This window comes from Embleya sp. NPDC005971, assembly GCF_040629175.1.
Classification (GTDB): Bacteria; Actinomycetota; Actinomycetes; order Streptomycetales; family Streptomycetaceae; genus Embleya.
In genome coordinates this window covers 94,741-114,004 of sequence record NZ_JBEXUX010000034.1, presented here as the reverse complement: position 1 = coordinate 114,004, position 19,264 = coordinate 94,741, and the positions used below count along the sequence as shown (strand labels likewise).

Below are 19,264 nucleotides of genomic sequence, written 5' to 3'. Positions count from 1 at the left end.
CCCGGCGGCGGCACCCGGCTGTTGAAGGTCGAACTCGGGATGTTCGCCAACGGCCGGGTCGAGGTGACCGGCGACGGCGTGACCGAGGGACTGAAGGTCGGGGTGCCCAAGGCATGAGGAGACATCGCGCGGCATCGCGCAAGACGGCCGAATCCCTGCCGCCCGGCAGCACCGGCGGTACCCCGCCGGTGATCGAACTCGACGGTGTCGGCCGGTCCTACCCCGGCGGGGTGCGGGCGTTGATCGACGCGAATCTGACCATCGGGGCGGGCGAACTGCTGGCGGTGGTCGGGCCGTCCGGTTCCGGGAAGTCGACCATGCTGCAGCTCATGGGCACGCTCGACCGACCGACCGAGGGGGTGGTGCGGCTGCTCGGGCACGACGTCGCGCGGCTGAAGGACCGTCAGCTCTCCGGTGTGCGGGCCAACTGGATCGGTTTCGTGTTCCAGCAGTTCTTCCTCACCGAGCACTTCACAGCGGTGGACAACGTGGCCAACGGCCTCTATTACCACGGGATTCCGGTACGCGAGCGGCGCGAACGCGCGGCCGACGCGCTGGCCCGGGTGGGCTTGGGTGGTCGACTCGACCACGTCCCGCGCGAGTTGTCCGGCGGCGAGCGGCAACGCGTCGCGATCGCCCGCGCGTTGGTCGCCCGACCCGCGTTGGTGCTCGCGGACGAGCCGACCGGCGCGCTGGACTCGCGCTCGGGGGCGACGGTGATGCGACTGCTGCACGAACTGCACGAAGACGGGACCACGATCGTGGTGATCACGCACGACCCGGGGATCGCCCGGTCGCTGCCGCGTCGGGTGGAGATCCTCGACGGCCGCATCCACACGGACAGCGGTGTCTCCGGTGCGCTGCCGGTGGGGGTGCACGGATGACGACGACGGACCGGGACACCCTGGTCGGCCGGCCTGCGCCGTTGCCGTTGCCGGACACCGCGCGGCTGGGACCGGTCGACGTGGTGCGGGTCGGGCTGCTCGGGGTGCGCGGTCGGCCGATGCGCGCGGTCCTGTCCGGTCTGGGGATCGCGATCGGCATCGCCGCGATGGTCGCGGTGCTGGGCATCGGCACCGCCAGCCAGGCGCGGCTGATGGAGCAGATCCGCAGCCTGGGCACGAACATGCTCTCGGTCGGACCGGGGGACTCGATGTTCGGCGGGAAGGTGCCGCTGCCCGAGGACGCGGTGGACATGGTGCGCCGGATCGGCCCGGTGACCTCCGCCAGCGCCACCGCCCAACTGGACGGGCGGAGCGTGCGGCGCACCGACCGCATCGATCCGCGGGTGACCGGGGGCATCACCGTCGCCGCGACCCGCGAGGATCTGCTCGCCACGATCGGCGGCCGGGTGGCGAAGGGGCAGTGGTTCAACGCGGCCAACTCGCGCTATCCCACGGTCGTGCTGGGCGCGCGGGCGGCCGAGCTGCTCGGCGTCGACGGGCCGAATCGGCAGGTGTGGATCGGCGACCGGTGGTTCACCGTGCTCGGGGTCCTGGCCAAGGTGCCGCTGGCCCCCGAGGTGGATCATTCCGCCCTGGTCGGCTGGCAGGCCGCCCGCGACCTGCTCGGCTTCGACGGGCATCCGACCCGGATCTACGAGCGCTCCGCCGAGAACGCGGTCAACGACGTGCGCAACGTGTTGGCGGCGACGGCCAATCCGGCCGACCCCGCCGGCGTCAAGGTCAGCCGACCCTCCGACGCGCTGGAGGCACAACTCGCCGCCAAGAACACCTTCACCGCACTGTTCGTCGGCCTGGGCGCCGTCGCCCTCCTCGTCGGCGGGGTCGGCGTGGCCAACACCATGGTCATCTCCGTCCTCGAACGCCGCCAGGAGATCGGCCTGCGCCGAGCCCTGGGCGCCGGTCGCGGCCAGATCCGCCTCCAGTTCCTCACCGAGGCGGTCACCCTCTCCGGCCTGGGCGGCGTCGCCGGCGTGGTGCTCGGATTGATCGTGACCAGCGGCTACGCCCACGCACAGGGCTGGCCACTGGTCCTGCCGTGGCCGGCCATCCTGGGCGGCGTCGCGGCATCGGTGGCGATCGGGGCACTCGCCGGCCTGTACCCGGCCGGCCGGGCGGCACGACTGCCCCCGACGGAGGCACTCAGCTCGGGGTGAGGGTGAGGCTGAGGGCGAGAGTGGCGGATCGGGGCGGTTCGGCTTCTCGTCGGAAGCCACCTGTGTGGAACCTGGGCAAAATCTGGGCACTACCTGGGCAAGATTTGGCACGGGACGACTACCGGTATTCGGCGCGCCTGCCCACCCCTCCCGCCCTCGGCGAAGCCGCCCGCTCGTGGATCCCACCATCCACGAGCGGGCGGCTTCATCGTGTCCGAACCTCCGCTCCGCACTCCTGACCCCCCACCGGGCATTCGGCTCCCCACCAGGCGTTTTACGCCGATCCGGGGCCGATTCCGGGCCCACCCGGCCGCAGGTCTGCCGGACCATGCCGGTCGCCACACCGGGCAATCGCCGTCGCCACACCGGGCAATCGGCACGGCCACGCCGGGCAATCGGCGTCCGCGCAGGTCGGCGTGGGAGCGGAGGGGATACGTACGACCAGATGATGACGCAGGCATGGTGAAGTCATCGATTGGGTTGACGATGGTCGGCGCCGGCAGTCGGTAATCTTTGACGCGGAAAGCGGTTCACCACCTCGCATCGCCCGGCCGACCGGAAAATGTCGCAACCGCGGAGCGTCCGCCCAGCGTCAATCCACCGACGGTGTGTCGTGTCCCCGTAATCGAGGGGCGCAGCCGAGGGCAGGGCGTGGTGAACGCCACATCGCCACCGGCCCGGGTCCGTGGCCGTCGGACTCGACGAGTCGTTGGGGGTTGATCAGCAGTGTTGCGCGTTCTCGACGATGGCCGGGACGACGGCGACGGTGTCGCCGGCGGATCCGCCCCGACCGGCACGCTCACGCGGGCCCGGGTGCCGGTCGCCGCCGAGACCGCGGCCGGGGATGCCGTGCAGGCTCCGGTGGCCGGCGACGACGCGAAGACCACGCGACGCGACTGGCGGGGCCGGTTGTGGTCCGCCCCCTGGCAACTGCTGCTCTTCCTGTGGCGGACGTTGTGCGGAGAGTGGCGCGGCATCGTCGCGGATCCGGTGCGCCAACTGTGGCGCAGCCGCGGCAAGGGGCTCGCCCTCGCGGTCGTGGCCAGCTCCGCGGTGATCTTCTTCCACGCGATCGGGCAGACGCCGGCGGGCAAGACGGTGGTCCGGCTCGTCGGCGGCGTGAGTGCCGACCTGCCGCTGTGGCTGGCGCTGCTCCGGACGCCGGTGTCGTTGTTCGTGCCGGCCTTGAACCTGCCGGTCTGGGCGGGCATCACGCAACTGTTCCTCGCGTTCGCCATCGCCCAGCTCTCGCTCGGCGCGGGTCGCACGCTGATGGTCGCCTACGTGACCACCCTCGCCGGCACGATGGGGGCCAGGGTCATGATCGCGATCGGTCCGGACCACGCACTCGGCCTGCCCTCGTCGGCCGCGCACGTGCTGGACACGGGTCCGTCGGCGGCGGTGGTCGGCCTGTTCACGTACCTCTCGGTCATCCACCGCGCACCCATACTCTTCACCATCACCGGCGGCTCGATGGTCCTGGAGTCGATCATCCTGCCGAACCTGGCCGGTCGCGAACACCTGATCGCGGTAGGCGCCGCCATCGTCCTGGGCCTGCTCGCCGGCCACACCCGCCCCCGCTGGTTGGCCTGGACCGACACCCCGCGCGCCCGCCTCGCCACCTCGACCGCCGCCCCCCGCGCCCGCCTCCGCGCACTGGCCGCCGCCCCGGGCGCCCGCCTTCGCGCCCTTCGCACGACCTGCCCCAACCCCACCCCGGACCCGGTCCCCACCCCCGCCTCGGAACCGGCCCCCACCCGCACCCGCGAAAACGCCTGACCCCACCGGCGCGCCCCCACGTCCGGGGCCGAAGCCACCCGACAAGCACCACGGGGTTCACTGCGCTTGCGGCCGGGGAGGGGCCGGCCGGCCTCCCGGCTGCTGTTTCGCTCGGTGTGGGATCGGCGCCGACGGGACTTGGGCGGCGTGCCCGTCGAAGGGCCGGTGGGGCAGAGGTCCAGACCAATATTGCGTGCCGTTCCGGGTGCTGGATACCGTCGAGGTACCCCGCCGGGCGTCCTTCCGGTGTGTCCGAGGCACGTCGAGTCCGCCACTTCGTGCTCCGCTTCGTCGTAGCCGGAGGTACCACCCGTGCCCGCTTCGCCCCTGCCCACCGCCCCTGCCCCGGCTCCCGGCTCGGTGATGGCCCGTGAGATCGCGGCCCAGCCCGAAGGGTTGGCTCGGATCCTGACCGACGGGCTCGACGCGATCGGGGCGGTCGCCGCGGAAATCCGGGCGCGGGACCCGAGGTTCGTGCTGTTCACCGGGCGTGGCACCTCCGACAACGCGGGGCTGTACGCGCGCTACCTCACCGAGGTGTTGCTCGGTCTGCCCGCGGGACTCACCTCGATGTCCACCACGACCGCCTACCGCGCCCGGCAACGACTGGCCGGCTGCCTGGTGGTGACGGTGAGCCAGTCCGGCGGTTCGCCGGACCTGATCGCCTCGGCCCGACAGGCCCGCGCGGACGGCGCACTCACCCTCGCGGTGACCAACAACGCCGAGTCGGTGCTCGCCCGTGAGTCCGACCTGCACCTGGACGTACTCGCCGGTCCCGAACTCGCGCTGCCCGCGACCAAGACCTACACCGCCGAACTGCTCACCCTGTTCCTGCTGGTGGACCACCTGCGCGGCGGCACCGGCGAGGCCGCCCGGGTGTTGCCCGACGCGGCTCGCGCGATCCTGGACCGGCAGGCCGAGGTCGAGGCGCCCGCCGAGCGCTACCGGTTCGCGGACCGGCTCGTGGTCACCGCGCGCGGCTACGGATATCCGACCGCCCGCGAGGCCGCGCTCAAGATCATGGAGACCAGCTACATCGGCGCCCAGGCGTTCTCCGGCGCGGACCTGATGCACGGCCCGCTCGCGATCGTCGACCGGGCCTGGCCGGTGCTCGCGGTGGCATCGGAGGGTGCGGGCGGGCAGGCGCTGCGGCCGGTGCTGGATCGGCTGCGCGAACGGGGCGCGGATCTGTACGTGATCGGGTCCGCCGAGTCGGTGGCCGAGTACGGTCGGGGCTTCGTGCTGCCGACCGGGGTCGCCGAGGAGGTGTCGCCGATCCTGGAGATCCTGCCGTTGCAACTGCTGGCCCGCGAGGTCGCGTTGGGACGCGGCTGCGACCCGGACGCGCCGCGGGCGCTGGCGAAGGTGACCGAGACGCGATAGCGCGGTGGGCCGTCGCCGCCCGGCGGTGCCGTCAGGCGGTCCGGTTCAGGTCGGCCGACGCCTCGCGCGCGTCCAGGAGTTCGTCCCAGTGCGTCTTTGCCCATGTGCACGCGGCGGCCATCGGGACCAGCATGCTGCGGCCCAGCGGGGTGAGTGCGTACGTCACCCGGCGGACCGGGGAATCGTGGGCGGTGCGGCTGATCAGACCGTCGCGCTCCAGCGTGCGCAGCGACCGGGTGAGCACCTTCGCGGTGACGCCGTGCATCGGCACGCGCAATTCGGAGAAGCGCCGGGGACCGTGCTCCAGGCAGCGGATGATCATCGCCGCCCATTTGTCGCCGAAGCGGATCGGAGACAGGTTCGACGGGCAGACCGGATCGAACATGTCCGCGGACAGGGGCTCTTCGGTGGCCTCGCTCATGGGCCCACCGTAGTAGGTATCCGAGAGGTAACCACCGCCCTGGGTAGCTTGGCCGCGGCAGTCGCGACCAGGGATCGACGGACGAACAAGGTGGACACATGAGCAACGGCATCATCGTTTTCGGCGCGGGTGGGCGGACCGGACGCACGGCCGTCGCGGAGGCATTGCGCCGGGGGCACCGGGTCACCGCCGTGGTGCGCGATCCGGCGAAGTACGCGGATCTGGCCGGCCCGGAGGTACGGGTGGTCGCGGGTGATGTGACCGACGCCGACGCGGTGGCGGCGCTCGCGGTGGGCCACGACGCGGCGATCGCGGCGGTGTACGACCCGGCCGCGCCGATGGGCGACTTCTTCGTGCGGGCGGTGCGGGCGCTGCTCGCGGGGTTGTCCCGGGCGGGGGTCGGGCGGTTGGTGTGGGTGGGCCTGGCCTCGGTGTTGCCGACCGCGTCCGGCGAACCGCTGATGGACACGCCGGACTACCCGCAGGAGTACCGGGCGTTCTTCCTCGCGCACGGCGAGGGCAACGCGGCGCTGCGCTCGTGGGACGGCGCGCCGGAGTGGGTCGTGCTGAGCCCGGCGGGCGACTTCGACCACGAGGGCGTTCGAACCGGGAACTGCCGCGTCGCGCCCGCCGATGCGCAAAGCCGGGTGTCCTACCCGGACTTCGCGATCGCGTTGCTGGACGAGATCGACGCGCCGAAGCTGCGCGGGGTGCACGTCGGGATCGAGGACGGGCGATGAGCGAGCCGGCGCACCGCACCCGGCCCGGCGGCCGGCCCCCTGTCCGGTGGATCTTGGTGGAGCGGGCCGCGTCGTCCGGTGCGGCGAGGTGCGGTGCCGGGCGGCGCGGCCCCACCAAGACCCGCCGGACAGGAGCCTAGGCCCGCGCCGAGCCCGTGTGTTCGACCGCGAACAGGCGGTGTTCGACTCGGTCGAGGGCGACTCGTACGGCGCCGAGCGCGACGCCGTCGGCGCCCAGTGCGGACAGTTCGACGCGGGGCATGCGCAGGCACAGTCGGCGCAGTTCGGTGGTCAGCGGCGGGACCGCGTCCGCGAGGCCCGCCGCCCAGCCGCCGATCACCACGATCTCCGGGTCCAGTGCCAGCACCAGCGCGGTGACGTCGTGGATCAGGCGCTGGACGAAGCGGTCCACCGCCTCGGTCGCGGTCCGGTCGCCCTCGGCCGCGTGCCGGAACACCTCGCCGACGGCCGCCTCGTCCAGTGGCGGCAGCGGCGTGCCGGTGGTGGACAGCAGGTTCTCCGGGGTGACCTGGCGGCCCAGCAGGTGCAGCGCGCCGATCTCGCCCGCGGCGCCGCCGAAGCCGCGGTGCAGGCGGCCGTTGATGAACGAGCCGGCGCCCGGGCTGAGGCCGGCCATCACGTAGACGATGTCGTCGGAACCGACCGCGATGCCCTTCCAGCGTTCGCCGATCGCGGCCAGGTTGGCGTCGTTCTCGACCTGGATCGGACAACTGAACGAGCGGCCGAGTCGGCCGCCGAGGTCCAGGCCGGTCCAGCCCGGCATCGCCGAGGACAGCGTGACCACACCCTCGGTGTTCACGATCCCGGGCGTGCCCACGCCCACGCCCCACAACGAACCCCGGGAGACCTGGGCCCGGCGCAGCGTCTCGCTGATCAGGCCGCGCACGCGTTCGAGCCGATCCTCGGCCTCGCAGTCCTCCTCGACGGTGCGCGCGGCCCGGCCGACGATGGTGCCGGCGAGGTCCGCGAGCACGACCCGGATGTGGTGCACGCCGACGTCGATGCCGAGCAGGTGACCGGCCTCGGCGTGGAAGCGGAAGCGGCGGGCCGGCCGGCCGCGCGGCCGGCTGCCGTCCTCGCTCTCGGCGGTGGTGGTCTCCACGACCAGGCCCTCGGCGAGCAGGCCGTCGACGACCCCCTCGACGGTGGGGCGGGACAGGCCGGTGGCCTCCATCAGCGCGGTCACGGTCAACACCTCGCCACCGCGCAACGTGCGCAGGGTCGCCGCGGAGTTGATCCGCCGGACCACGGAGGAGTCCCCGCCCGTCGCCTGTGCCACAGCTCATGTCCTCTCGTCGCGCCGTCGCGCGGCACGTCCGACCGGGCCGTCGGGCCCGTCGGATACGTCGTCGCTCAGGCGCGGATGGTACCCAGGTTTCGCGTCGTGATCAGGACGCGGGCCGCAACGCGGTCGGCCCCGCCTCGGCGAACGCCAGCCGGCAGGTGTCGGCGCGGTAGGTGGCCACGGTGACCGCGGCGGTCCGGCCGAGTGCGGTGTACGTCGTCGTCACGATCAGCACGGCGGTACCGGGCGGGCGCTCCAGGTAACGCGCCTCCTCGGCCTCGGCCACGCCCAGTTCGACCGCGCGGTGCCGGCTCTCCAGGCGGTGCCCACGCAGTTGACGCAGCATCAGCGAGGCGCGCTCGAAGCCCGGGACCCGGGTGGACAACGAGGGCACCACGGCGCGGGAGACGTACAGGCATTCCAGGCCGACCACCTGGCGCATCGAGAACTGTCGGCGGCGCAACCGGTGCACCAGGGCCGAGGGGCGGCCCTTGAGGGTGTCCGCGAAGTCGTCGGTGACCGGCACGGTGGCGCAGTCGATCACCTCGCGGTCGCGCAGGTCCACACCCGGCCAGCCCTCGCCCTCGGCGCTGAGCGAGACGTCCACGCGCGGTCCGGCGACGGTGGTGCCGGCGCCGCGCTTGCGGACCAGTCGGCCTTCGAGTTCGAGCTGTTCGAGCGCGTGCCGCAGGGTGGCCCGGGCGACGCCGAAGCGGGCGGCGAGGTCGCGCTCGTTCGGCAGGATGTCGCCGGAGCTGAAGTCCGCCTCGATCGCCTTCAGCAGCGAGGTGCGCAGTTGCCAGTACTTGGGCTCGCCGAAGACCGCTTCGTCCGGCAATGTCGCCATGCTGCTCACGGACGCCCCCTCGGCTGGCCGACGCCTGCGCGGCGCGGACTTATTGCATGCTCGGTTTAGTAAAGACGGTTGAATATAACCCCGTCGGACCGCGAAAGGTCCAGACCAAGTCGGTCCGAGTTCCCGGTGACCTGGCTCACACCACCGGGCCCGAACCGCCCACACCCGAGCTGACCTGCGCGAATGTCACGCCGCGCGCGCGGGCCCGGATGCGGGCCGGCTAAACCTCGCGACACGCCGGTCGCGGCCTCGTGCCCGGAGCCTGCCCGATGGTGAAGGCGACCCGACGAAAAGGTTTCCCCGCCCGGGCGACTCCCGGGCGAACATCGGGCGTCGGTCCGCCCGGCGGCCGAGGTCGAACGCGCGGCGAAGAGCGCCCTCCGCGCTGCGGCCGAGCGTGCGATTCCAACGGTAACTGGCCCATGTACCAAGGCAGTTGACCGAGCACGCCGGATCGTGTGGAAACGTGTCGAAGCGGGCGGTGCGAGTGCGCGTCGGTCCGGACCCGGCGGAATCTCCCGGAGTCGGATCGGGTGGGCGCGCGGGTCGGTCCCGGTGGATGCGCAGGTCGGTCCGGGTGTGCGCGTCGGGCCCGGAAATTGGTCCAGTCCAATGTATTGACGGGTCGGAAGGGGAAGGCCCACCCTTTGGCCATTGGTCTATACCAAGTCCCCCGAGGGAGTCCCCCGTGGCACGTCGCTACGTCCCCGTCCTCGCCGCCGCAGCCGCGTCGGCGGGGTTGATCTCGCTGTTCGCGTTCACCGGTGGTGCGACCGCCGCCGGCCCCGCCGCGTCACCGGCGACCACCGGCATCGGCAGCAACTGGTACGCCGCCGCCCCCTACCTGATGCCGCTCGACAACGACCCGCCGGACGCCGGCGCGGTGATGGACGCCACCGGCCTCAAGGCGTTCCAGCTCGCCTTCATCCTGGCACCCAACGGCGGCGGTTGTACGCCGACTTGGGACGGCACCAAGCCGACCTCGACGGATACCGCGGTGGCCGGGGTGATCGCCGCGATCCGGGCCAAGGGTGGTGACGTCTCGGCCTCCGCCGGCGGCTACGGCGGCACCAAGCTCGGCCAGACCTGCGGCACCCCCGAGGCCACCGCCGCCGCGTATCAACAGGTGATCGACAAGTACGCGCTCAAGGCGCTGGACTTCGACCTGGAGGAACCGGAGTACGAGAACGCCGCGGCCATCCGCAACGAGATCGGCGCGGCCCGGATCATCCAGCAGCGGAACCCGGGCATCTACCTCTCGGTGACCACGGCCGCCACCGCCGACGGCACCGGCTGGTTCGGCAAGCAGATGCTCAACGAGGCCAAGGCGCAGGGCTTCGTCCCGGACAACTTCTCCATCATGCCGTTCGACGGCGGGTTCAACGGAGCCGCCGCGCAGACCTCGGCGCTGACCAACTTCAACACCATCCTGCGCAACACGTTCGGTTGGGACACCGCCACCGCCTACGCGCACGAGGGCATTTCGCAGATGAACGGACGCAGCGACACCGGAGAGTACTTCTACCAGGCCGACTTCCAGGCCGTGTACGACTACGCGATCAGCCACCACATGGCGCGCTTCACGAACTGGTCGGTCAACCGGGACCGTCAGTGCACGCCACCGGACAACAATGGCAAGACCTCGGGCGTGTGCAGCAGCGTGCCGCAGGCCGCCTGGGACTTCACCAAGTACTCCGTCCGGTTCGCGGGTGCCACGCCGCCCACCACGACCCCGCCCACGACGACCCCGCCGACCACCGTCCCGCCGAGCACGTGCAGCACGACGCCGTGGGACCGCGCGGCGATCTACACGGCGAACAACAGCGTGTCGCACAACGGTCATTCGTGGAAGGCGAAGTGGTGGACCCAGGGTGAGGAGCCGGGTACGACCGGCCAATGGGGTGTCTGGCAGGACCTGGGCGCCTGCTGACCCCGGACCCGCCGACCCGGACGCACCGACCCCGGCCGGTGCGCGACCTTCGCCGCCGCGCGTGACGACGCCGCGGTGAGCGCGAGGATGGGCCGGAGTCGCCGATCGGGCGACTCCGGCCCGTCGCCGGTGGGCGGGAACGCGGAATACTCGCTCGTCCGGTCCCGGACCGGATGCCTAGGATCGACCGATGACGACCTCGGATCATGCCGCCGTTTCCGATGCCGTGTCCGATGCCGTGCGGCGGGCCGACGTCGATTGGCTCTTCGCCCGTTTCGCCGATACGGCCTGCCCGGTCACGGTGCTGCGGCCACTGATCGGGCACTCGGACCCGGCGCTGCGTCACCTCGGCGTCGTGCTGCTCCGGGAGCGTGCCGCGAGCGCCGATCCGGGCACCGCCGCGGAATTGGCCACCCTGCCGGCGACCGTGCCCGCGCTGCCCGCCGAGACGGCCCTGGTGTCGGCCGAGGCGTATGCCCGACTGTCGGTGTCGGCGCAGGTGCCGCTGCCGGAACGACGCGCCGACGGGAATCCGACCGAGTGGCCGGCCCGGGTCCGGGTCGCCTGGTTGCGGGCGCGGATCATCGGCCGGCCCGAGGCGACCCTGGGGGCCGAACCCCCGGGCGAGGAGCTGTACCAGGCGGTGCGCGCGATCGACGCCGAGGCGCCGGCCGATCCGGACGGCTACCTGCGCGCGTTGCTCGCCCGGCCCGAGCCGGTGCTGCGCGCGGCGGCCCTGCGGGTGCTGCGGGAGGCGGTGCACGGCGCGTTGCTCGACCCGGCGCGGGCGCGCGACCGGTTGGTCGAGCTGCTGGATCCGGTCGGTGGCGCGCCCGTGGTTGCGGGCGCGTTGGCCGAACTCGCCGAGCCGTGGGCCTTCGGCGCGGCGCCGTCCGGGATCGAGGCCGCGTTGCGGCGGTCGGTGTCCGAGCACGCGCAGGCCGTGGAGACGGCCGCCCGGTTCGGCCTGTCCGGGCTGCTGCGCGAGATCGCGGCGGATCCGCGCCTGCCCGGAGAGCGGCGGCGGCGCGCGCTCACGCTGGTCGGCGAGTTCGCCGAACGCGGCGATACGGCGGCGCTGTCGGCGCTCGCCCGCACCGATCCGCTGCTGTTCGCCGAGCCGTTCGCGGCGTGTCTGCGGGCGATGCATCAACGTGGGCACTTCGTGCGACCCGGCGAGGTGCCGGCCGTCGTGGAGTGTGCGCTCGCCGACCACCGGGTCTCCCCGGTGCACTTCGCGATCGTGTTGTTCACCGTGCGGCACGAGGCACTGCGGGCGCTGACGGCGGTGTCGGACGATGATCCCGATTGGCCCCGCTGCCTGGACCTGCTGCGCGCGCTGGCCGAGCAGGGCGCACCCGAGCTGCCGGTCGGCGAAGTGCTCACCGCGCGGCTGGCCGACTCGCGGCGGCCGGAGCCGATCCTGTCCGTCCTGCGCGAACTGCGCCATCGTGACGCGGAGGACGCAGTGCTCGCCGCCCTGCCCCGGGCCCCGGGGGCGGCGCTGCGCACCCTGGAGGCGATCGGCGGCCCGCGCACGGTCGCGGCCCTGCGCGCGGGGCTGGCCATGGACGACCCGGACGGCGTGATCGTGCCGCACCTGCGCGCGGCGGCGGATCGGGCGCTGGAACTGGTGTGGCACCTCACCGACGACCCGCAGGCCCGCCGGGAGTTGCGCGCCCGGCTCGACCGCCGGGAGTTGCCCGAACGGATCGCGGCCGACCTGGGCATCCCCGATCCGGACGAACTCGCGCTGCTCACCGCCGACCTCGACGCGCGACGGCCGGTGCAGGCGCTGTGCCGGCTCGCCCGCAACGGCGACGCGCGCACCCTTCCCACGCTCGCCGACCTGCTGCTGCGCGTGGTGAGCGACCTGGTGACGGACCGGGGGGAGGAGGTCGCCGAACCGGTCGTGCCGGACGAGGTGCTCGAAGCGATCGGCGGACTCGGCGAACGGCTGTACCGGCGCCGCGCGTTGCGCCCGGTGTGTCTCCTGGACGCGGACCGGCCGGAGGCGGCACGCGACGTCCTGCTCGCCGACCTCACGTTCGATCTGCTGGACCGCGCGGGGATCACCGCCGCCGAAACGGCCGTCCTGCTCGACCTCCTGGGTCGGACCGGTGTCTCGGACGTCAAGCGACGGATCCACCACCTGATCCGGCATCGCGATCCGCACGTCCGCAAGCGCGCCATCGCGCTGTCGGCCCGCGCCGCCGCCCCCGACGAGGCCGGGTCGTTGTCCGCGAGCCTGATTCCGCTCACCTCGGCCGCCGACCCGCAGACGGTGCGGCAGGCCCTGCGGGCGCTCGGCGAGGCGCGGGCCCATGGGGCGGCCGAGGCGATCGCGGCCTGCCTGGACCACCCGGTGATGAACATCCGCAAGACGGCGGCACGGGCCCTGCTCGACGCGGGTACGCCGGCCCAGGTCCCGGCGTTGCTTCGGCTGCTCGGCCGGCACGACAACCCGGGCCTGCGCGAGTCGGCGACGGCCGCGCTGCGGGCCGTTCTGGGCGCGGGATACGCCGCGTGTGTGGTGTCCGCGGCGGAGCGGGTCACGGACGCCCGCGAGCGGGGGCTGCTGCTCGACGCGCTGGACCGCGAGTTGTCCGCACCGGCGGTGGCGGCGCTGGTCCGACGCGGCTCGCCGCTCGCCGGGCCGCTGCTCGCGGGCCTGGCAACCGGCGGACACACCTTGCGAATGGGCGCTCCGGCGGACCTGGCGGCGGAACTCGCGGCGTACGGCCACGCGCCGGCCGAGCCGGCGACGGCGGAGGACGCCGAGCTCCGGGCCGACCTGACGATGCTCGCCCGATCTTGCCGACCCGCCGGGGACGCGCGGGCGGTGTTGCGCCTGGCCGCAGGGCCGGATCGGCCGAACCGCGCCCAACGGGACGCCCTGCGCGGGGCGTTGCCCTGGTTGCTCGCGCTCGCGCGCGAGCGGCCCGCGAGTCGGGCGGTGGTCCTGCGTTTGGTGCTCGATGCCTGCCCGGCGCCCTGGTCGGATCCGGAACACCGCGCGTTCGCAGATGCGTTCGACGTGCTCGCGGCCGAACTGGGCACCGTGGACGGGGTCGGTGGGGTGCTCGAAGCGATCGCGGGCTCGTTGTCCGAGGTGGCCGGCTTCGGGTTGGCGGGTCGGATCCGCGCGTTGCCGGCGCGATCCTTCGCCGGTCGATCGCCGTTGGCGGTGCTGCGGCGCTGCGGGGCCGTACTCACCCGCGAGGACGTGCAGCGGGCGCTGGCCGGGGTGCGCCGCGGGCCCAATCCCTGGGAGGCCGAAGTCGCGTTGCTGCGCGAGGTGTTCGGGCCGGCGGATGCGGAATCGGCGACCGCCGGGGTGCCGATCGACCCAGCCGCCGCGATCCGCACCACCGCCGCCGCGGCCGCCTGGCGGTCCGCGCTCGGCGACGCGGTGCGCTCGGCCGGCGCGCTCGCCGCCTTCCGGGCTGCGGGCGAACCCGTCGACGTCGACTCCCGATCGTGTGTCGCCGCGCTGATCGACGCCTTCCCGAACGCCGAGGCGTCGACCCGGGCGTCCCTGCTCGACTGGTTGACGGAGCTTCAGCCGATCGACGCACCGCCGTGGACCCTGGCCGAGCAGGCCGCCCGCACCGCGGTGCCCACGCGTGTTCCGCAGGCCGGCGATCTGGACCAACCCCGCTCGACCGCCCAGCGCGAGCGGCTGCTCGCACTGCTCGCCTCGGCCGAACCGGCCCGCCGCACCGCCGCCGCCCGGTTGTTGGGCGAGTGGGTGGAACCGACGGTACGGCGGGTGCTCCTCGACGCCTGGCTGCGCGGCGGGTTCGACCTGCCCCCGCGGGCCGAACTCGCCCGGGAGCTGCTGTCGATCACCGATTTCGACGGCTACGACGAGGCCGGTCGGGAACGTGCCGCGGGTCTGTGCGCGAGGATGCGCCCGGACGACCTGGAGCGGATGGCGCCGTTCCTGATCTCGTGGTGGGAGGACGGCGCACCGGCCACCCGAGCACAGGCCTTCGCCGCGGCCCGTCGACTCCCGGGCGAGCTGCTCGCCGAGGCGTTGCGGACCCGGCTCGCGGCGGGCCGCCGGGGTGGTCTCGACCTGTTGCTCGATCGGTCGATCCGACGCACCCCGGAACTGACCGAGGTGGTACGCCGGTTGCGGGCGGAGGGCCACCGTGCCCTCGCCGACCGGCTGACCCTGACCGACGGACCGCTGCTGCGGGCCGGTGCTCCGGGCCGCAACGGTGCGGCGCTGATCGAGCTGCGCAGGCGTGCCGTGCCCGTCGGCGCCGAGCGTCCCACGCGCGACGAACTGATCGGCGTCGTTCGCGGCGACGCCCCCGAACAGGCCCGCCGGGCCCTGTCCCGACTCGCCGACGAGCATGGCCGCGATGCGCAGGTCCGGGAGCTGGTGGTCGAGTTGCTGAGCCATCCGGTGCCGAGGGTGCGGCTGCACGCGCATCGGGTCTCGCGGCGCATCCTGGACCGTCCCGAATACCTGCGCAACACCGAGAAGTTGCTCGACGACCCGCGTCGCGATGTCGTCCGAGGGGCCATTCGTACCCTGTCGCACGCCGGTTGGGAGCCCGCCGTGCCGACCCTGCTCACCCTGTTCGGCGACTCCGACCAGGCCATTCGCGAGGCGGCCGGCGACGGATTGGCCCGGATCGGTCCGCCGGTGTTGCCGATGTTGCGCAGGGCCGCCGCCCGCGCCCGCCCGGATCGCCGCGCCCGCTATCTCGAACTGCGCGACCGCATCGCGGCGACCCCGAGGTGATCGGGCCGGCCCCGGGGTCGGTGTGCCTCAGCGCGTGGGGGTCACCGGCCGGTGCAGCCACATGTGCAGGGTGAACGGACTGCCGCGGCGGTCGCGGACGATCGTCGGGGCGTCGGTGCGGACGAAGCCGGTGGCCCGGGCGACCGCGATACTGGCGGCGTTGTCCGGCGGGATCCGCAGGCCCACCTCGCGGACACCCACCACCCGGTAGGCGTAATCGGTCATCAACCGGACCGACTTCGCGGCCAACCCCCGGCCGCGATGGGCGGCCCCGATCGCGTACGCCAACTCGGCCACGTCGGGCTCCTCCTCGGTGCCGACGAACAGCATGACCACCCCGCACGGCGCGTCGCCGTCGAGCGTCACGGCCAATTCGATCGAGCGCTCCCGGGCCCGCGACAACCGGCCCTTGGCCAGGAACTCGCGGGCGGCATCGGTGTCGAAGGGCGACGCGAGCGGGGTCCATCGTGCCGTCTCGACCTCGTCGAACAGCTCGACCAGGGCCGGGACATCGGCGTCGGTCCACTCCCGCAACCGGATTCCGGGGCCGGTCAACTCGACGGAGGTCGACAGTCGATACGGGGGAGGGGGTTCGGTGGTCATGGTTCGAGTGTGCCCGGTGCCCGCCGGGCCCGGGCGGGATTCGGCGGGCGACGACGAACGGGGCCCCGCACCGGTGTGCGGGACCCCGTTCGTGATCGGGTGCGGCTCAGCGGCGTTGGGCCGCGGCCGCGTCGCGTGGGTCCTGGACCTTGGTGCGGTACAGCCACAGCGCGACGCCGACGATCAACACCCCGCAGGCGACTCCGAGTTCCTTGTAGCCGCCGTAGCCGGTGATGGAGAAGCCGGTCGCGCCGACCACCAGCACCACGGTCAGGAACGCGGCGAGCAGCCAGGCCAACGGGATGAAGAAGTCGGGCAGCCGGATCGGACGGGCCAGGTCGGGGCGGTCCTTGCGCAACATCGCGAAGCCGGAGATGGCCAGGATGTGGGTCAGGATGTAGCCGAGGTTGCCGGTCACGATGATCGCCAGCGGCGTCTTGAGCGCGATCAGGATGACCACGTTGACCGCGAGCGCGATCATCAGCGCCCGAGCCGGCACGCCGCGCTTGTCGAGCACGCCGACCTGCTTGATCGTGGTGCCCTCCTTGCCCATGTTGTAGAGCACGCGCGAACCGTCGGCCAGACCGGTGATCATGATCAGCAGCAGCGACGCGATCAGGAAGACCACCATCAGGTCGGCCGCGCCGCCCACCAGGTCGTTGAACGCGCCGACGTAGAAGGTGGTCGGGTCGAGCGCGATCGCACCCTCGCCGACGTACCCGGCCAGCGCCAGCGGCAGCAGGATGAACACGCCCAGCGAGAACAGCACGCCCGCGCGCAGGGCCCGCGAGGTGTCCTTGACGGTGTCCTTGTACTCCGGGGCGAAGGTCGCGCAGACCTCGACGCCGAACGACGTCCAGGCCATCACGTACAGCCACACCAGCGACTCGCGGATGCCCGCCGCGCCGTGCAGGTTCCAGTGCAGGTTGCTCGCGCTCCAGTCGCCACTGGCGAACGGCAGCACGATGAACACCGCGAGCGGCACCAGGAGCATGCCGCCGGTGACGTAGACGACCCACATCGCGACGTGCAGGCCGAACATGGCCGCGCCGAACAGCAGCACGATCACCGCGAGACCGACCACGATCGGGAAGGTCAGCTCGGCGATGCCCAGGTCCAGGGTCCAGTCCTGGCCCTTGAACCACTGGGCCTGGACGAGTGAGCCGATGATGCCCGCGTACACGGACAGCGCGGTGGTCCAGGGGAACCAGTAGCCGATGCTGGCCAGCGGACCGACGAACGGGGCGCGCTTCTTCCAGCCCTCGGTCGCGTAGTGCGCGATGCCGCCGGACGACTCGGGGAACATCGCGGCCAGCTCGGTGTAGATCCAGTTGGCGATCGTGGCCAGGACCATCGAGCCGGCCCACAGGGCGATTGCGCCCCACGCGCCCAGGCCGCCGATCGACGCGCCGAGCGAGGCGATCAGGGCGGCGGGCATGGTCAGCGACATCGCGAAGCCGTCGTACCAGCGCATCTTCTTGGCGAGCGCGGGCGGGTTCGCCGCGGTGCCGGAGGTGGCGGGGCCGGTGGAGCCGGAGGCGGCCGGCTTGGGTGATGCGGACATCTGTGTCCCCTTCGCGGGGTGGGAGCGGCCGGCGGGTGAGCCCGGGGGACGGCCGCTTGGGGGAGGGGGGTGCGGGCTGCGGTGGCGCCGTGGCCCTGCTGTCGGCCCTGTTATAGATCCGAGTTTTCGACCACGTCAAGGGTTCGTCTTTGTTCATTCGACAAATGAGACCTGTGGAAGTTGCTCATTGAGATCTATTGACAGGTCAAAGTTGCTGATGAAGTCTGAGCACAACGTCGCCCCAAGGCAGAGAGGGACCCCCGCATGAGCAGCAACGGCTCCGCCCGTCACCAGTTCTTCATCAACGGCGCCTACGTCGACGGCTCCGGCGCCGAGGGCTACGACGTGATCAGCCCGGTCACCGGTGAGTACGTCGCCACCATCCCGGTGCCCACCACGGAGGACCTGGACAAGGCCGTCGCCGCCGCCAACACCGCGCAGCGCGCGTGGGCCAGGGTCAACGTCTGGCAGCGTGCCGAGCTGTGTCACCGCATCGGCGACGAGATCACCAAGCGCGTCGACGAGCTGGCCCGCCTGCAGACCCTGGAGCAGGGCAAGCCGCTCGCCGAGTCGGTCGCCGACATCGAGGAGGCCGCGCAGCTCTTCCACCTGCACGCCGAGGACGCGGTCCGGCTGCACGGCGAGACGATGCCCTCCACCGACGGCACCAAGCGCATGTGGACCTTCTACGCGCCGGTCGGCACGTGGGGCATCATCACCCCCTGGAACTTCCCGCTGCTCATGCTCGCCGAGTTCGTCGCCCCGGGCCTGGCCACCGGCAACGCGCACGTGGTCAAGCCGCCGGCCAACACGCCGCTGACCGTGCTCAAGGCGATGGAGGCGTTCGTCGCCGCCGGCGTGCCCGAGGGTCTGATCAACATCCTCCCGGGCGAGGGCGCCACCGGCGACGCCCTGGTGCGGCACGACGGCATCGACGCGATCGGCTTCATCGGCTCCTCCGCGACCGGCGCCAAGATCCAGGCCACGGCGGGCCTCAAGCGCTCGATCATGGAGTGCTCCGGCAACGGCCCGCTGGTGGTGCTCAAGGACGCCGACCTGGACGCCGCCGCCAAGGCCGCGGTCTACGGCGCGTACCTGTGTGCGGGCCAGGTCTGCTGCGCCACCGAGCGGGTGATCGTGGTGGACGAGGTGCACGACGCGTTCGTGGCCGCCGTACTGCGGGCCGCCGAGGACGTGGTGCTCGGCGACCCGTTCGACGCCGCGACCAACCTGGGCTCGCTCAACAACGAGGGTGTCGCCGCGAAGATGGACCGGCACATCGCCGACGCGCACGAGCGGGGCGCCAAGGTGCTTCTGGGCGGCAAGCGCCGGGAGGGCATGCCGACCGACCTGTACTACGAGTTCACCGTCGTGGACCAAGTCCCGGTGGACAGTCTGCTCTCGCGCGAGGAGTCGTTCGGCCCGGTCGTGCCGATCATCACCGCGGTGGACGAGGACGACGCGCTGCGGTTGGCCAACGACGACAAGCTCGGCCTGCAGGGCGCGGTGTTCACGAGCAGCATGCGGGCGGCGTATCGCTTCGTCGAGGAGATGGCCGTGGGGCAGGTCGTGGTCAACGACAGCACGTGCTTCTGGGACGTGAACATGCCGTTCGGCGGAGCCGGCAACCGCGGTACGGGTTGGGGTCGGATCGGCGGCAAGCACACGCTCCTCGACATGTCCGATCTCCGGACGGGCGTCATCAACCTCTGAGGGACCCGATCGCCGGGCCGGGCCTCACGCGCCGGCCCGGCCCGGTGGCCTCGAACGCGGGCCGGGCTGATTCGACCCGGCCTGCGTCCGA

13 protein-coding genes and 1 pseudogene are annotated in these 19,264 nt (G+C 72.6%); 9 read left to right on the top strand and 5 right to left on the bottom strand.

Annotation, left to right across the window (positions count from 1 at the left end; all coding sequences use genetic code 11):
* The 5 genes and pseudogenes from ABZ374_RS27565 to ABZ374_RS27545 all read left to right on the top strand — a co-directional run.
* Positions 1–117 (top strand): annotated as a pseudogene (locus tag ABZ374_RS27565) (efflux RND transporter periplasmic adaptor subunit); the annotation flags it as partial.
* Complete coding sequence (locus ABZ374_RS27560; protein WP_360315632.1) at positions 114–884, top strand: ABC transporter ATP-binding protein; 771 nt, start codon at positions 114–116, stop codon at positions 882–884. The pseudogene ABZ374_RS27565 and the gene ABZ374_RS27560, both read left to right, overlap by 4 nt.
* Positions 881–2,119, top strand: a complete 1,239-nt coding sequence (locus ABZ374_RS27555; protein ID WP_360315630.1) for an ABC transporter permease — start codon at positions 881–883, stop codon at positions 2,117–2,119. Before ABZ374_RS27560 ends, ABZ374_RS27555 begins: the two co-directional genes overlap by 4 nt.
* A 726-nt stretch (positions 2,120–2,845) precedes the next feature.
* A complete protein-coding gene (locus ABZ374_RS27550; protein ID WP_360315628.1) occupies positions 2,846–3,898 on the top strand; it encodes a hypothetical protein in 1,053 nt (350 codons plus the stop codon).
* Positions 3,899–4,261: 363 nt separating this feature from the next.
* Positions 4,262–5,281, top strand: coding sequence for an SIS domain-containing protein (locus ABZ374_RS27545; RefSeq protein ID WP_360315640.1), 1,020 nt, complete (start codon positions 4,262–4,264; stop codon positions 5,279–5,281).
* Positions 5,282–5,312: 31 nt separating this feature from the next.
* Here the strand turns inward: ABZ374_RS27545 and ABZ374_RS27540 are convergent, their stop codons facing one another.
* On the bottom strand, positions 5,313–5,702 hold the full coding sequence (locus ABZ374_RS27540) for a helix-turn-helix domain-containing protein (RefSeq protein WP_360315626.1): 390 nt from the start codon (positions 5,700–5,702) through the stop codon (positions 5,313–5,315).
* A gap of 98 nt (positions 5,703–5,800) precedes the next feature.
* Between ABZ374_RS27540 and ABZ374_RS27535 the strand changes: the two genes are divergently transcribed.
* Positions 5,801–6,442, top strand: coding sequence for an NAD(P)H-binding protein (locus ABZ374_RS27535; protein WP_360315624.1), 642 nt, complete (start codon positions 5,801–5,803; stop codon positions 6,440–6,442).
* A 136-nt stretch (positions 6,443–6,578) separates the two neighbouring features.
* Here ABZ374_RS27535 and ABZ374_RS27530 read toward each other — a convergent pair whose 3' ends face one another.
* Entirely contained in the window at positions 6,579–7,742 is a 1,164-nt protein-coding gene (locus ABZ374_RS27530; RefSeq protein ID WP_360315622.1) for an ROK family transcriptional regulator, read from the bottom strand.
* Between the two features lie 109 nt (positions 7,743–7,851).
* Positions 7,852–8,595, bottom strand: coding sequence for a GntR family transcriptional regulator (locus tag ABZ374_RS27525; RefSeq protein ID WP_360315638.1), 744 nt, complete (start codon positions 8,593–8,595; stop codon positions 7,852–7,854).
* Between the two features lie 697 nt (positions 8,596–9,292).
* Here ABZ374_RS27525 and ABZ374_RS27520 point away from each other — a divergent pair.
* The gene (locus ABZ374_RS27520) at positions 9,293–10,534 is read left to right on the top strand and encodes a carbohydrate-binding protein (protein WP_360315620.1); all 1,242 of its coding nucleotides are present in this window, start codon (positions 9,293–9,295) and stop codon (positions 10,532–10,534) included.
* 190 nt (positions 10,535–10,724) lie between these two features.
* Positions 10,725–15,293, top strand: a complete 4,569-nt coding sequence (locus ABZ374_RS27515; protein ID WP_360315618.1) for a HEAT repeat domain-containing protein — start codon at positions 10,725–10,727, stop codon at positions 15,291–15,293.
* A gap of 27 nt (positions 15,294–15,320) precedes the next feature.
* Here the strand turns inward: ABZ374_RS27515 and ABZ374_RS27510 are convergent, their stop codons facing one another.
* Positions 15,321–15,896: a GNAT family N-acetyltransferase gene (locus tag ABZ374_RS27510; RefSeq protein ID WP_360315616.1), complete on the bottom strand. Its 576-nt coding sequence runs from the start codon at positions 15,894–15,896 to the stop codon at positions 15,321–15,323.
* A gap of 106 nt (positions 15,897–16,002) precedes the next feature.
* The gene (locus tag ABZ374_RS27505; protein ID WP_360315614.1) at positions 16,003–17,460 is read right to left on the bottom strand and encodes an APC family permease; all 1,458 of its coding nucleotides are present in this window, start codon (positions 17,458–17,460) and stop codon (positions 16,003–16,005) included.
* A 264-nt stretch (positions 17,461–17,724) separates the two neighbouring features.
* Here ABZ374_RS27505 and ABZ374_RS27500 point away from each other — a divergent pair, with 264 nt between their 5' ends.
* Positions 17,725–19,173: an aldehyde dehydrogenase family protein gene (locus tag ABZ374_RS27500; protein WP_360315612.1), complete on the top strand. Its 1,449-nt coding sequence runs from the start codon at positions 17,725–17,727 to the stop codon at positions 19,171–19,173.
* Positions 19,174–19,264 lie beyond the last annotated feature (91 nt).